The sequence below is a fragment of the Methanoculleus sp. DTU007 genome, assembly GCF_001512385.1.
Lineage (GTDB): Archaea > Halobacteriota > Methanomicrobia > Methanomicrobiales > Methanoculleaceae > Methanoculleus > Methanoculleus thermophilus.
Genome location: NZ_LFRO01000092.1, coordinates 39,828 through 52,222 on the forward strand (window position 1 = coordinate 39,828; position 12,395 = coordinate 52,222).

12 protein-coding genes are annotated in these 12,395 nt (G+C 61.4%); 5 read left to right on the plus strand and 7 right to left on the minus strand.

The annotated features are described in order from the left end of the window. Positions 1-98: 98 nt before the first annotated feature. Together ACI94_RS09535 and ACI94_RS09540 are read right to left on the minus strand one after the other, a co-directional pair. Positions 99-350: a sulfurtransferase TusA family protein gene (locus tag ACI94_RS09535; protein ID WP_066956176.1), complete on the minus strand. Its 252-nt coding sequence runs from the start codon at positions 348-350 to the stop codon at positions 99-101. Between the two features lie 9 nt (positions 351-359). Beyond that, positions 360-602: a sulfurtransferase TusA family protein gene (locus tag ACI94_RS09540; RefSeq protein WP_083524760.1), complete on the minus strand. Its 243-nt coding sequence runs from the start codon at positions 600-602 to the stop codon at positions 360-362. A gap of 430 nt (positions 603-1,032) precedes the next feature. On the opposite strand from ACI94_RS09540, the gene ACI94_RS09545 reads away from it, so the two are divergent. The 3 genes from ACI94_RS09545 to ACI94_RS09555 all read left to right on the plus strand — a co-directional run bounded on the left by ACI94_RS09545 (position 1,033) and on the right by ACI94_RS09555 (position 3,908). Further along, complete coding sequence (locus ACI94_RS09545) at positions 1,033-1,575, plus strand: pyruvoyl-dependent arginine decarboxylase (protein ID WP_273259086.1); 543 nt, start codon at positions 1,033-1,035, stop codon at positions 1,573-1,575. Between the two features lie 144 nt (positions 1,576-1,719). Then, positions 1,720-3,009 (plus strand): aspartate--tRNA(Asn) ligase, encoded by a 1,290-nt coding sequence (aspS, locus tag ACI94_RS09550; RefSeq protein WP_066956187.1) that lies wholly within the window; start codon positions 1,720-1,722, stop codon positions 3,007-3,009. Further along, entirely contained in the window at positions 3,006-3,908 is a 903-nt protein-coding gene (locus ACI94_RS09555) for a methionine synthase (RefSeq protein ID WP_066956190.1), read from the plus strand. Before aspS ends, ACI94_RS09555 begins: the two co-directional genes overlap by 4 nt. A gap of 48 nt (positions 3,909-3,956) precedes the next feature. Here ACI94_RS09555 and ACI94_RS09560 read toward each other — a convergent pair whose 3' ends face one another. The 3 genes from ACI94_RS09560 to ACI94_RS09570 form a co-directional block, all read right to left on the minus strand. Beyond that, on the minus strand, positions 3,957-4,541 hold the full coding sequence (locus tag ACI94_RS09560; protein ID WP_286681365.1) for an ATPase domain-containing protein: 585 nt from the start codon (positions 4,539-4,541) through the stop codon (positions 3,957-3,959). Positions 4,542-4,616: 75 nt separating this feature from the next. Then, the gene (locus tag ACI94_RS09565; RefSeq protein WP_066956196.1) at positions 4,617-6,161 is read right to left on the minus strand and encodes a class I adenylate-forming enzyme family protein; all 1,545 of its coding nucleotides are present in this window, start codon (positions 6,159-6,161) and stop codon (positions 4,617-4,619) included. 189 nt (positions 6,162-6,350) lie between these two features. Beyond that, entirely contained in the window at positions 6,351-8,771 is a 2,421-nt protein-coding gene (locus tag ACI94_RS09570) for a CDC48 family AAA ATPase (protein WP_286681366.1), read from the minus strand. A 46-nt stretch (positions 8,772-8,817) separates the two neighbouring features. Between ACI94_RS09570 and larC the strand changes: the two genes are divergently transcribed. Together larC and radB are read left to right on the plus strand one after the other, a co-directional pair. Beyond that, entirely contained in the window at positions 8,818-10,011 is a 1,194-nt protein-coding gene (gene larC / locus ACI94_RS09575) for a nickel pincer cofactor biosynthesis protein LarC (protein WP_066956202.1), read from the plus strand. Next, positions 10,008-10,685 carry a DNA repair and recombination protein RadB gene (gene radB / locus ACI94_RS09580; RefSeq protein WP_066956206.1) on the plus strand — a complete coding sequence of 226 codons (678 nt, stop codon included), beginning with the start codon at positions 10,008-10,010 and terminating at the stop codon, positions 10,683-10,685. The genes larC and radB overlap by 4 nt, the downstream gene beginning before the upstream one ends. On the opposite strand, the gene dapF is transcribed toward radB, so the two are convergent. Then, entirely contained in the window at positions 10,672-11,490 is an 819-nt protein-coding gene (gene dapF, locus ACI94_RS09585; RefSeq protein WP_066956950.1) for a diaminopimelate epimerase, read from the minus strand. The genes radB and dapF overlap by 14 nt on opposite strands. Positions 11,491-11,783: 293 nt before the next feature. After that, positions 11,784-12,395 (minus strand): DUF4367 domain-containing protein (locus ACI94_RS09590; RefSeq protein ID WP_286681367.1); only part of this gene is annotated, 612 nt, incomplete at its 5' end.

Below are 12,395 nucleotides of genomic sequence, written 5' to 3' on the forward strand. Positions count from 1 at the left end.
GCCCGGATGGAACGGAGGCCCCCTCCCCGGCCGCTCTCTCACGGCTCATCTGCTCGGCCGGCGCCTGTCAGCCACGCAAGCCTCCAGTCTCCATCCGATCACTTCGCTTCTACAGGCGCCACCCTCCCCTTGCGCAGGATGATGGTCGTAACACCCGAGGTGACATGCTCCTCCTCGATCGTATGTCCGCTCTCACCGGCCCAGTTCCGAACCATCTCGACAAGATCGGGTTTATCGGTCGTTACCTGCAGGATCTGCCCCTCGTTGAGCGCCTTCATCTCCGTCTCGATCGAGAGCATGGGCGACTGGCAGATGCCAACGCAGCTGACTGTCTTATCCGCATACATCATCCCTATCACCTACTTCATCTTCCGGATGCAGAACCTCATGACTCCGTCAACCTTTTCGAACTTCACGATCTCGTGACCCATCCGGTCTGCCCAGCGCCGGATGTCCTCCTCTGCGGCAGGGTCGTCCGCCTTGACCATGAGCACCTCTCCGACGTCGAGTTTCTCGATGGCCTCTTTTGTCATCGTGACCGGCATGGGACAGTAGAGCCCGATACAGTCCACGACCGCCATGGGTTTATTCTCCAATTCCATCTCTGTACCTTCCTTTGGGGTGCGCGTGTGGGAATCCGAGCATCGTAGCGCGTCATGGGCAGACTCCCGGCCGCACCGGATCATGTACCGATGGCATATATGCGTTTCTCTGACAAACGTCCGGTACGAAAAACCGCATAGATCGGCCATGATTGCCGGGGATTTGGAGAATCCCCCGCTGTCTCGCCTCGATTAGGGGATCCGTTTGCAGGGTGACGACGGGTACCTGGAAACCCTGTTCTTTTGGTCTATCGGTAGTCCCCTCCCCCTCAGTTGAGCATGACTAAATATCCATTTTTAACGCGCTTTTTTCTAATTTGGTGGTATATTCGGGGGCTATTCCTAAAAATAGGAAAAATTTTGCCCCATTATTAAATTTATGGCTGTTATAACCGAAAACATTAAAAAATCAAGTGATAGATGATCTCTAATGTTTGTTCCGACCAAGTGTTTCTTTACAAAAGGTGTGGGGATCCACAAAGACAAACTGGCATCGTTTGAACTGGCCCTCAGGCAGGCAGGCATCGAGAAATACAATCTTGTTTACGTCTCGAGTATCTTTCCCCCGAACTGTCAGCTGATATCGAAGGAGGAAGGCTTAAAGGAACTCTCTCCGGGCAGCATCGTCTACGTCGTCATGGCCCGGAATGAGACCAATGAACCGAGCCGGCTTGTCTCTGCCGCCATCGGACATGCAATGCCCAAGGAGAGCGACGCCTACGGCTACCTTTCCGAGCACCATGCCTTCGGAGAGACCGCGGAAGTGTCGGGCGAGTACGCCGAGGACCTTGCGGCGACAATGCTCGCGACAACGCTCGGCATCGAGTTCGATCCCGACCAGGCATGGCAGGAACGCGAGCAGATCTACAAGGCGAGCGGACGGATTATAAGCACGACGCATATCTGTCAGGCGGCGGAAGGGGATATGTGCGGCCGCTGGACCACGGTCATTGCTGCGGCGGTCTTCCTGTAAGTCCACACCACCCCGGGCGGCCGCCCTCTTTTCCCGCGGCCGTCCGGGTCCAACCATATCAACCCCTCTTGGCGGAGCGTTCCTCCGGGCTGGAGCGCAAGACAAAATACCTCCCGGGGCCCACACTGTATCCAGGTTTTTCACATGCGTCAACCAATACAGGCCGTAACCCCCAAGACCGAATATGCTGAGGTCATTGGATGGGTGCACGAGGTCCGCGACCTCGGTGGACTTGCGTTCTTTGTTATTCGTGATAGATCCGGCATCATCCAGGTGACTATCCCGAAGAAGAAGGTCACGGCTGAGGTTCTTGAGACTGTCCGGAACATCTCAAGAGAATCCGTGGTCCGGGTCCGTGGCCAGGTAAAGGCGATCGAGAAAGCACCCGGCGGACGCGAGATCGTCCCCGAAGAACTTGAGATCATCAGCCTTGCGGAGAGCCCGCTCCCGCTCGACGTCGCCGAGAAGGTCCCGGCCGAGCTCGATACTAGGCTTGACTCCCGGTTCCTGGACGCGAGAAAACCGCGTGTCCGCGCCATCTTCTTCATCCGCTCTGCGGTGACCTGCGCCGCGACCGCGTTCCTTGCCTCACGGGGCTGCATCAATATCACCACCCCGAAGATCGTCGCCGCCGCGACCGAGGGCGGTACCGAGCTCTTCCCGATCGCCTACTTCGAGAAAGAGGCCTTCATGAACCAGAGCCCGCAGCTCTATAAGCAGATGATGATGGCTGCCGGGTTTGAGAGCGTCTTTGAGATCGGTCCCATCTTCCGGGCCGAGGAGCACAATACCGTCCGCCACCTCAATGAGGCGACGAGCCTCGATGTCGAGGTCTCGTTTGCGGACCACAACGACGTCATGGAACTCCTGGAAGACCTGATCATCCACGTCTACGAGACGGTCGCAAAGACCTGCAGCAACGAACTCGCGGAGCTCGGGATCGAACTTGCGGTTCCGAAGAAGCCGTTCCCCCGGATCCCGTATATCGAGGCGATCGAGATCGCAAACCGCACCATCGAGGAGAAGATTGCCTTCGGCGGTGACCTCTCCCCGGCGGCCGAGCGGGCGGTCGGCGATGCGGTCGGGACGCACTACTTCATCGTCGATTGGCCGACCGATACCAGGCCCTACTATGCGATGCCCTACCCGGACAGGCCTGAGTTCTGCAAGGCCTTCGACCTGATGCACCCCAGGATGGAACTTGCCTCCGGTGCCCAGCGTATCCACGACTATAACCTCCTGGTGGAGCGGATCCGCGCAAAGGGCCTCTCCCCCGAGAGTTTCGAGTTCTACCTAAAGACGTTCCGCTACGGGATGCCTCCGCACGCCGGATGGGGCCTCGGCATCGAGCGTCTCGTGATGACGATGCTCGATCTCGGAAACATCCGCGAGGCGGTGCTCTTCCCGCGCGACCGACACAGACTGACCCCATGACCCTGACGAGCGTGCGTCTCCCGACCACCGTGGTCGGGAGCTACCCGGTGGTGAAAGGCTCGGGGCTTTTTGCCCGCATGAACCCGCTCAAGCATGCGGTGGAGGTAGCGGTCGCCGACCAGATCAGTGCCGGGATCGATATCATCTCCGACGGCCAGGTCCGGGGCGACATGATCCGGGCCTTCACCTCCCACCTCCCCGGTATCCGGGGGTCTTCGGTCGTCGGAAAGGTCCAGCCGGCACAGCGTCCCATAACGCTCGCGGACACAAAGTACGCCCTCTCCCGGCACCCGAAGGTGAAGGGGATCCTCACCGGTCCGAGCACGCTTGCACACGGTCTTGCCATCGAGACGTCGTTCTACCGGAACAAGGAAGAACTGGTCCTCGATCTTGCTCAGGCGCTCGCAGTCGAGGCGAGACACCTCCAGGACGCCGGGGTTGCCCTCATCCAGGTCGATGAGCCCATCTTCTCGACGGGGGCGGCAAACATCGCCGTCGGCCGGGAGGCGGTGAACGCGATCGCCGGGGTGCTGCGCACTCCCGTCTGTCTCCACGTCTGCGGGAACCTCGAGACTGTCATCGATGATATTCTCAGAACAAACGTCGCCATATTCGATTTTGAGTTCGCAAACAACCCCGGAAATCTCGAGGTGCTCTCGGAGAAGGATCTCCGGGGCCGGATGGTCGGCTATGGGTGCGTCGACTCGGCAGATCCGGGGATCGAGAGTATTGAAGCGATCAAAAAGAGGATCGAGGCCGGGGTCGATATCTTCTCGCCGGAGGCGATGCTCCTTGATCCTGACTGCGGTATGCGGATGCGGACGCGGGATGAGGCGTTCGGCAAACTGAAGAATATGGTCGCTGCGGCGAAACTTGTCCGGGCCGAGTATACGGACTAGGCCGCCGGCGTCCCTCTCCCGGATGTCGCGCCAAAAAGAGTATTCTCCTTAAACCACCCTGCTCGTCGTCGAGAGTTCAAGCCCCTTTGCTATGATATGGTAGGGGATCACCCGCTGCGGCACCTCCCCGCCTTTGAGTTTCTCGACGGCGAGCGTCCGCTCGACCTCGTTGCCGTGGATCTCGTGTCTGAGAACGATGAAGACGTCGGCGGCGCGCATCATTCGCGCCTCCTCGAGGGGCGTGTGGTGGTTGGTGTAGAGGAGGTAGACGATGTTTGCCCCTCTATCGATGATCCCGCGAGTATCCTCGAGGACGAACCTCGTGGCCGCATCAATCCCCCAGGCGGTGATCAGTGTGGAGAGAGAGTCCACGACAATCCTCTCCCCCTGCATGGCTCCGGCGAGCGCCGCGGCATCCATCCCCCGTGCGTCGGTCATGCCCTCCTCGGGCACGGCATCGAGCATCAGGTAGGTGCCTCCCTCCTCTCCCGCCTGCCAGAACTGTTGCGCCAGGAGTTCGAGACCGCTTAGTGGGGATCCGGAGATGATGATGCGGGTGCCTGACGGGACCCCCCCGTTGAGCACAAGATCCAGGCCTGCGATTCCTGTAGAGCGCTTTATGATTTCTGCCAAATCGTTACCCCGGAGAACTCCTCCAGCGTATCTATATGCCGCCTTCTCCTTAAAATACTACCCCCGGGACGTGATTCAGCACGCGCCGCCGGTGTTGCAGTATTCCTCCCGGAGACGCTTTCGGAGGAGTTTCCACCCGTTCACCCGGGGGATCTCGTCGACAAGGATGACCCGGCGGGGGACCTTGTAGCCTGCAAGGCGTTCGCGGGCGAAGGCTATGATCTCTTCGGGTGAGATGCCATTTCCGGCAGGGACCACCACCGCCACCGGCACCTCTCCCCGATGCTCGTCGCTGCACCCGAATACCGCCACGTCGCGGATGCCCGGGTGCTGGACCAGGACGTCTTCCACCTCGGTCGGGTAGACCTTCCAGCCCGACATGACGATCATGTCCTTCTTGCGGTCGGTGATATACAGCATGCCCGCTTCGTCCAGGTGGCCGATATCGCCGGTCAGGAACCAGCCGTCGGGGAGGAAGGCCGCGGCGGTCTCTTCCGGCATCTGCCAGTAGCCGAGCGCCACCCCCGGCCCCCGGAGCGCGATCTCGCCGTCAACGCCTACGCCCAGTTCCCGGCTTGGATCGTTTACATCGACGATCTTCACCTCCGAGAACCCGACCGGGGTGCCGACACTCTTATACTCGTCCGCAGTCGCGTAGTGTTCGGGACGGATGGCGGTCCCGGTTCCGACGACGACCGTCTCCGAGAGGCCGTAGGCGTTGACGATGGGTATGCCGAACCGCTTGTGGAACGGTTTCCAGACCCCGGGGGTCAGGGGGCCGCCGCCGCTGATCATCACCCGGGCGGTGGCGAGGGCCGCCTCGGTCCCCGGCGGGGTCTGGATGAGGGAGTGGATCACCGGCGGCATTCCGGCGACGACTGTGGCCCGGTATTCCCTTGCGAGTTCGAGGTAGCGGTCGAGGTCGAACCGCTCCATAATGACGTACGTCCCGCCGGCCCGGAGGGTGGCGATCCCCCAGCTGATGCCGACGTGGCCCATGGGGTAGATCCCGAGGTAGATGTCGTCCTCGGTGAGCCGCAGGACATCCCGCTCGGCATCCATCGCCGCGATCCAGTTCCCGTGGGTGAGCATCGCGCCCTTCGGTTTGCCGGTGGTGCCGCTCGTGTACTGGATCTGGCAGAGGTCGTCGAACCGGCAGTGGGCGGCCCGGAGGCACGGTTCAGCACCAAGGAGGTCGGTCCATGGGACAGCGCCCGCAGCCTCTCCGCCGACGGAGATGACGTTTCGGAGCATCGGTGCCTGATCCCGGATCCGCTCGACGAGGGCCGCACCCTCCACGTCGGTGATGACGGCGGCGGCCCCCGCGTTATGGATGGCATAGAGGACCTCGCCCTCGCGGTAGACCCGGTTCGTCGGGACCGCGACGGCCCCGATCCGCCAGAGGGCAAGGTAGGCGATGAGGTATTCCGGCGAACTGTCCAGATAGATGCAGACCCGCTCCCCGTGTTCGATGCCGAGCGCGAGGAGCCCGCCGGCAACCCGGGCGACCCGGTCCCGGAGGTCGGATCGGGTATAAGACTCCTTCCGGGAGGGGACGATGAGAGCGATTTTATCGGGGTTACAGGCGTTGGCATCGAGGAATGTGGTACAGTTCGGCATGTGGATACTCCGTGTTGCAGGGTTGAACTTCGGTGTATATACTTGTCCATAACGGTGTAAATAGGTTGCCCAAGGGGAGGTTTGCGATCATGGGTCGCCACCGGAATAAGGGTGAGGAGGCCCCTCTGCCCGCAATTATCCCAATATCAAGGACGGATCGCCGCAAAAAAAAGAGTTTTGATCTTTCGGTTACTGGTATTCCAGCGGCTGCGTCTCTTTCGGCAGCCCGCCCTTGAAATGCTGCTGGATCTTCTGGTAATACTGCCGGAGCCGATCGTTCATCGTCGCGTGCACCCTCTCCCGTGCCCGCTCGAAGTGCGCCTGGTTCACGAGGGGGGCCCCTTCCCGCATGGCAAGCATGGCCGCCTCTCTGCCGAGCGCCTCGAGGTCCGAGCCGACGAACCCCTCGGCATCGGCCGCGACCTTTCGCAGGAGCTGGGTCCGGGCGGGGTCGTCGATGGTAATCTTCTGCTCGGCGAGGAGGTCGACGATCTTCTTCCTCCTTACGTGGCGGGAGAGCCCTTCTTCTCCCTCGCTTGCCGCAATCGCGGCACGCTGGGTCCTGAAGTCCTCAAGGCTCGCCTGGCGGTTGGTCCCGACGGCCAGGATCAGATCCTCGATCTCGTTCTCCGAGAGCCCCTCCGTCATGGCCACGAGGTCCTCGATCACGGAGCCCTCGATCGGCATGTAGCGGGTGTGAATCCCGAGGATCTTCTCCCGATCATCCCGGCTGGGCTCGCCGATATAGACGAGCCGGTCGAACCTCCCCGGCCGCAGAAGCGCCGGGTCGACCATATCCGGCCGGTTCGTTGCGCCCATCACCACCACGCCGCGGAGTTCCTCAAGACCGTCGATCTCGGTCAGGATCTGGTTTAAGACGCTCTCGATCACGTGCGACTCGGTGCCGGCGCCGCGGGCGGTGGCAAGAGCGTCCAGTTCATCGAAGAAGATGATCGACGGGGCCACCTGTCGGGCCTTCTTGAAGACCTCGCGGACGGCACGCTCGCTCTCGCCGACCCACTTCGAGAGGAGTTCGGGTCCTTTGACCGGCACGAAGTTCGCCCCGCTCTCGCTTGCGACTGCCTTTGCAATGAGGGTCTTTCCTGTTCCCGGCGGCCCGTAGAGGAGGACACCCTTCGGCGGCTCGATGCCGAGTTCCTCGAACCGCTCGCGGCGGGTGAGCGGATACTCGACCGCTTCGCGGATATCCTGCTTTGCCTCTTCAAGTCCGCCCACATCTTCCCACGATATGTGCGGGACCTCAAGGAGGATCTCACGCATGGCGCTCGGGCCTACGTCACGGAGGGCGTCGCGGAAGTCTTTCCCCTGCACCTCCATCTTCTCGAGGATCTCCGGCGGGATCTCCTCGGCCTCCATATCGATCTCGGGGAGGTAACGCCGCAACGCCTTGATCGCTGCCTCACGGGCGAGGGCGGCAAGGTCCGCACCGACGAACCCGTGGGTCTGCTGGGCGATTGAAGAGATCACCACGTCGTCCGCAAGCGGCATACCGCGAGTGTGGATCTGGAGCACCTGAACCCGGTCGTCCTCCGAGGGGACCCCGATCTCGATCTCGCGGTCGAACCGTCCGGGACGCCGGAGGGCCGGGTCGATGGCGTCAAGCCGGTTGGTGGCGCCGATCACCACGACCTGTCCCCGTTCCTCAAGCCCGTCCATCATCGTCAGGAGCTGGGCCACGACACGCCGTTCGACCTCTCCGGTCACCTCTTCACGTCGGGGTGCGATCGAGTCGAGCTCGTCGATGAAGATGATGGCAGGAGCATGCTGCCGGGCGTCCTCAAAGACCTCGCGGAGCCGCTGCTCGCTCTCGCCGTAGTACTTCGAGATGACCTCGGGCCCCGCAATCGAGATGAAGTGGGCACCGCTCTCGCTTGCGACCGCTTTTGCGATGAGGGTCTTTCCCGTTCCGGGCGGTCCGTAGAGGAGAACACCCTTCGGGGGCTCGATGCCGAGCTTACGGAAGATCTCGGGATGCCGCATGGGCAGTTCGATCGCCTCACGGACGCGCTGCAACTCGTCCTTTAAGCCGCCGATATCCTCGTAGCTGATCCGTTTCACGCCCTCAAACCCGGCAGCAGGTTTGTCGGAGAACTCGATCTTCGTGTTCTTGGTGATGATCACGGCGTTCTCCGGCTCGACCACCACGGCCTTGAATGCAACCAGCTGGGGCTGCATGAACGGGAGCCCGGCCTGGATCGGCACGGAGTCGTTCTTGACGATCGGGAAGTCGATCAGCTTGTTGACGACGCTGCTGTAGTTGATGGGAAGCTGCTTTGGGAGGTCCTCAGGAGGTGCAAGCACGACCCGTTTCGCCTCGACCTCTTCGTCCAGCGTTTTTACCTTTACGCGGTCTCCGATGCTAGCACCGGTGTTGAGCCGTGTAAAATTATCGATGCGGACCTTACCCTGGTGCCAGTCGTTCACCATGGCACGCCAGACTTTGGCCACAGTGCGACGCTTACCCTCAATAGCGACGAGGTCTCCGGGGCTGAGCCGGAGCTGCAGCATGGTGTCTGGGTCAAGACGTGCCTTGCCCGCCCCCTGATCCTCCGGATACGCGCTATCCACCTTCAAGTATATCTCGGGCATTACCTCTAGTTCTTATATTTCGGGGATTTATAAGTACTGGAGGCGCATGAAAGTACTTCTCTTCGACCCGTTCAACGGAGCCGCGGGCGACATGATCATCGGTTCTCTCCTCGATCTGGGGGCGGACGAGGGGTTTGTTCGGGCGGCGATGCGCTCCGTCGTCGGAGAGCCGACAATCGAGCGGGTGGACCGCTCCGGTATCCAGGCCATCCAGGTGAGGACGAACGCACCGGTGCAGCATCGATCGCTTGACGAGGTGCTCGATATCGTGGCAGGAAGCGACGCCCCTGCGGCCGCACGCGAGATGGCCCGCCGGGTCTTCCTCCGGATACACCGGGCCGAGGAGAGCATCCACGGAGAGGGCGCGCACTTTCATGAGGTGGGTGCGGACGACGCGATCGCCGATGTTCTCGGGGCCTGCACCGCACTCCACTCCCTCGGCGTCGAGAAGGTCGCCGTTCACCCGGTGGCCCTCGGCCGGGGTTTTGCGGTAGGTGCACACGGGACCTTCCCCATTCCGGCCCCTGCAACCGTGGCCATCCTCGCGGAGTCCAATCTCGCGACCGTTCCGGGGAACGAGGAGCGTGAACTCTGCACCCCGACGGGGGCCGCACTCCTTGCCGAATTCTCGACGACCCGGTCACAGGATCTCGGCCCTGCGGCAATCCGGGCGGTCGGCTACGGGGCGGGGAGCAGGAACCCCCCGGGGAGGCCCAACGTCCTGCGCTCGATGATCCTTGAGACGGAGGAAAAGGGCCACGGCGACCGGGTGGATATTCTCGAGACGAACGTGGACGACGTCACCGGGGAGGCCCTCGCCTATACGCTCGGCCGTCTGATGGAGGAGGGGGCTAGGGATGCAAGCGCAAGCCCCATCGTGATGAAGAAGGGCCGGAGCGGACACCTCGTCCGTGTCATCTGCCGTCCCGAAGCGACCGATCGCCTCGTCGGCGTGATGGCCGCAGAACTAGGGACGCTCGGGATACGCTGCATACCGATGGTTCACCGCTCCGTCGCCGAGCGGACCGTCGAGCGAATCACGGTCAGCTTGCGCGGGCAAGAGATCGCGGTAGACGTCAAGTGCGGTTGGTCGGGAGGAAAGATCACCTCCTTCAAGGCGGAGTACGAGCAGGCGGCAGCATACGCGAGGGATCTCGGGATTCCGCTCCGGGAGGTCACGGGAACGGTTGAGGCGGCTGCACGCCGGATCTTTCTCGAGCGGGGTGTGCTTGACCCATGAAGTCCGAGCGTGTCAGCACGGGGTGCCGGCCCCTCGACGACCTGCTGGGCGGCGGGCTCGAGCGGCGGGCCATCACCCAGATCTACGGCGAACCGGCGAGCGGAAAGAGCACCCTCTGTCAGATGGCCACGGTGGCCTCTCTCCGGGCCGGGAACTCGGTCGTCTACATCGATACTGAGGGGTTCTCGGTCGAGCGCTTCTCGCAGATTGCCGGAGCGGATGCAGGGACACTTGCGGACCGGCTCTACCTCTTTGAACCGTTCGATTTTGCCCAGCAGGGGGTGATGATCGCCGATGCGGAAGGGCTGCTCAAGAGAGACGGTCACGCCCCCGTCGACCTCATCGTGATGGACTCGGCGACCGCACTCTACCGGACCGAGCTCGATCTTGGGCGGGAAGCACTGCGCAAACTCCTGCGCCATATCATAAAACTCCTCGGGCTTGCGAAGAAGTACGATATCCCGGTCCTGATCACCAACCAGATCTACGTGGACGTGGAGCGGGAACGGGTGGCGGGTCTTGGGGGGACGGCGCTTGAGCACATCTCAAAGGCCATCGTGAAGCTCGAGAAGAAGGATGGTTCCCGGCGGGCGATGCTTGCAAAGCACCGGTCCCGGCCGGAAGGGCTCTCGTTCGATTTTGTGATCACCGAAGACGGGATCAGAACGATATAACGCCGGTAAAGACCGTCTCGGCGGGGCCTTCCATCGTGACGGTCTCGCCAAACCGGATGACGAGCGGGCCGCCTTTTGTCTCGACCCGCACCGTATCACCGGTCTTTCCGAGGTGGCGGGCGACGGCGGCGGACGCCGTGGCCCCTGTCCCGCAGCTGAACGTCTCGTCCTCGACGCCGCGCTCGAACGTCCGGATCCGGAGCGAGCCGTCGCCCGCCTCTTCGACGAAGTTGACGTTCGCACCCTCAGGGAAGGTGGGGTGGTTCCGGATGACCGGGCCGACGGCGGCGATATCGACGGCGCCGATCTCCTTTACAAAGATGACGGCGTGGGGGACGCCGGTGTTTGCGGCATACACGGTGAAGTTCAGGATCTCCTCTTTATATTCGCCGTCCCCGACGGCGGGGATGGCGCTCCGCTCGAAGGCCGGCGTCGGCATCGTGATCGTCGCCGTGAACTCGTCGTCGGTATAACCCATTTTCACCGGGACTATCCCGGCCCCGGTCTCGACCGAGCAGGACTCTTTGACGTAGCCGGCATCGTAGGCGTACTTCGCGAGGCACCGGATGCCGTTCCCGCACATCGCGGCCTCGCTCTCGTCGGGCTGAAAGAGCCGCATCCTGATATCGGCGGCATCGGATGCCTGGAGGAAGAGGACGCCGTCCCCGCCGATGCCGAACCTGCGGTCGCAGAAGAGCGCTGCAAACGCTCCCTTCATCTCCTCGGGGATGGCTTCCTGTTCGAATTCGTCAATCAGAATAAAGTCGTTGCCGTTTCCCTGCAGTTTGGTAAATCCGATCTCCATCTCCATAGTGTAGCCTCTCTATTGTAGGTATTGGGAGCGGCGGGTGATAAACGGTGGTGCCCGGGTGGAGGATGGGGGATCTTTGAGATGGTCCTCTGCCTTCCCGGCATGAGTGCATCTACGATGTCGGAACAGATGATCGGTTCCTACTCCTCCATGTGCCTCTCGGATATAATGAAACAGCGGACAGCAGAATCAACCCGGAGACCAGGTAACGGATGCCTCTTGCATGGGGCATTCCACAGACCGAAGGTAGCAGGAGAGGTCGAAGGCAAAAAGGGGGACGGCGATGATCAGGCCGATCTTCCAGAACCATCCACCGATGCTGCAATCGCCACCATCTCATCCATCTCCTGTGTGCCGGAAAGGCAGTATGCATAGCGGCTATCACTCCAACGAAGCATGTTTTCCCCATCTCCGGGAGTAAACGTTCCGTTTGTCCCGTCGATCGTCACCCCAACAGAACCTGTGGTTTTCTGCCCCGGGCAGGGGTTGCCCGGGACAGGCACCTGCGTGATACGAAGTTCATCCTCGCCTTTCGCGTAGATCAAGGATATTCGGTTGTCCGGTTCGCCATGCTGTAATGCATACGAAAAAGAGTAGCCACCTGGCAGATACGATGGTACCGGGAGATCCGTACCAAACTTTTCATGCGCCTCTTTTAGCGTATACACGATGACGGGTGTTATCGCAAGTGGTGGAGCGGTTGGATCGGTTGTAGGGCCGATAATAGATCCGTTGCTGCCGGAATCGGATTTTTGAGGCTCTTCCCCGTAATCGAGGCATCCTGCAGCAACCAATCCCACAACCAGTAGTACAAAGGTTACTAGAGTAAGCATTTTTGGGTTCATGTCAACTCCTCTTGCAGTTACTGGAATCCTCCATGCGTATCCAGAGTTTTGCAC

What these genes read in the sequence shown, in the direction of transcription:
- ACI94_RS09540 (WP_083524760.1), bottom strand. Translation starts at nt 602, where the DNA reads ATGGAATTGGAGAATAAACCCATGGCGGTCGTGGACTGTATCGGGCTC.
- ACI94_RS09565 (WP_066956196.1), bottom strand. Translation starts at nt 6,161, where the DNA reads ATGCCGAACTGTACCACATTCCTCGATGCCAACGCCTGTAACCCCGAT.
- larC (WP_066956202.1), top strand. Translation starts at nt 8,818, where the DNA reads ATGAAAGTACTTCTCTTCGACCCGTTCAACGGAGCCGCGGGCGACATG.
- ACI94_RS09535 (WP_066956176.1), bottom strand. Translation starts at nt 350, where the DNA reads ATGATGTATGCGGATAAGACAGTCAGCTGCGTTGGCATCTGCCAGTCG.
- dapF (WP_066956950.1), bottom strand. Translation starts at nt 11,490, where the DNA reads ATGGAGATCGGATTTACCAAACTGCAGGGAAACGGCAACGACTTTATT.
- ACI94_RS09555 (WP_066956190.1), top strand. Translation starts at nt 3,006, where the DNA reads ATGACCCTGACGAGCGTGCGTCTCCCGACCACCGTGGTCGGGAGCTAC.
- radB (WP_066956206.1), top strand. Translation starts at nt 10,008, where the DNA reads ATGAAGTCCGAGCGTGTCAGCACGGGGTGCCGGCCCCTCGACGACCTG.
- ACI94_RS09545 (WP_273259086.1), top strand. Translation starts at nt 1,033, where the DNA reads ATGTTTGTTCCGACCAAGTGTTTCTTTACAAAAGGTGTGGGGATCCAC.
- ACI94_RS09570 (WP_286681366.1), bottom strand. Translation starts at nt 8,771, where the DNA reads ATGCCCGAGATATACTTGAAGGTGGATAGCGCGTATCCGGAGGATCAG.
- aspS (WP_066956187.1), top strand. Translation starts at nt 1,720, where the DNA reads ATGCGTCAACCAATACAGGCCGTAACCCCCAAGACCGAATATGCTGAG.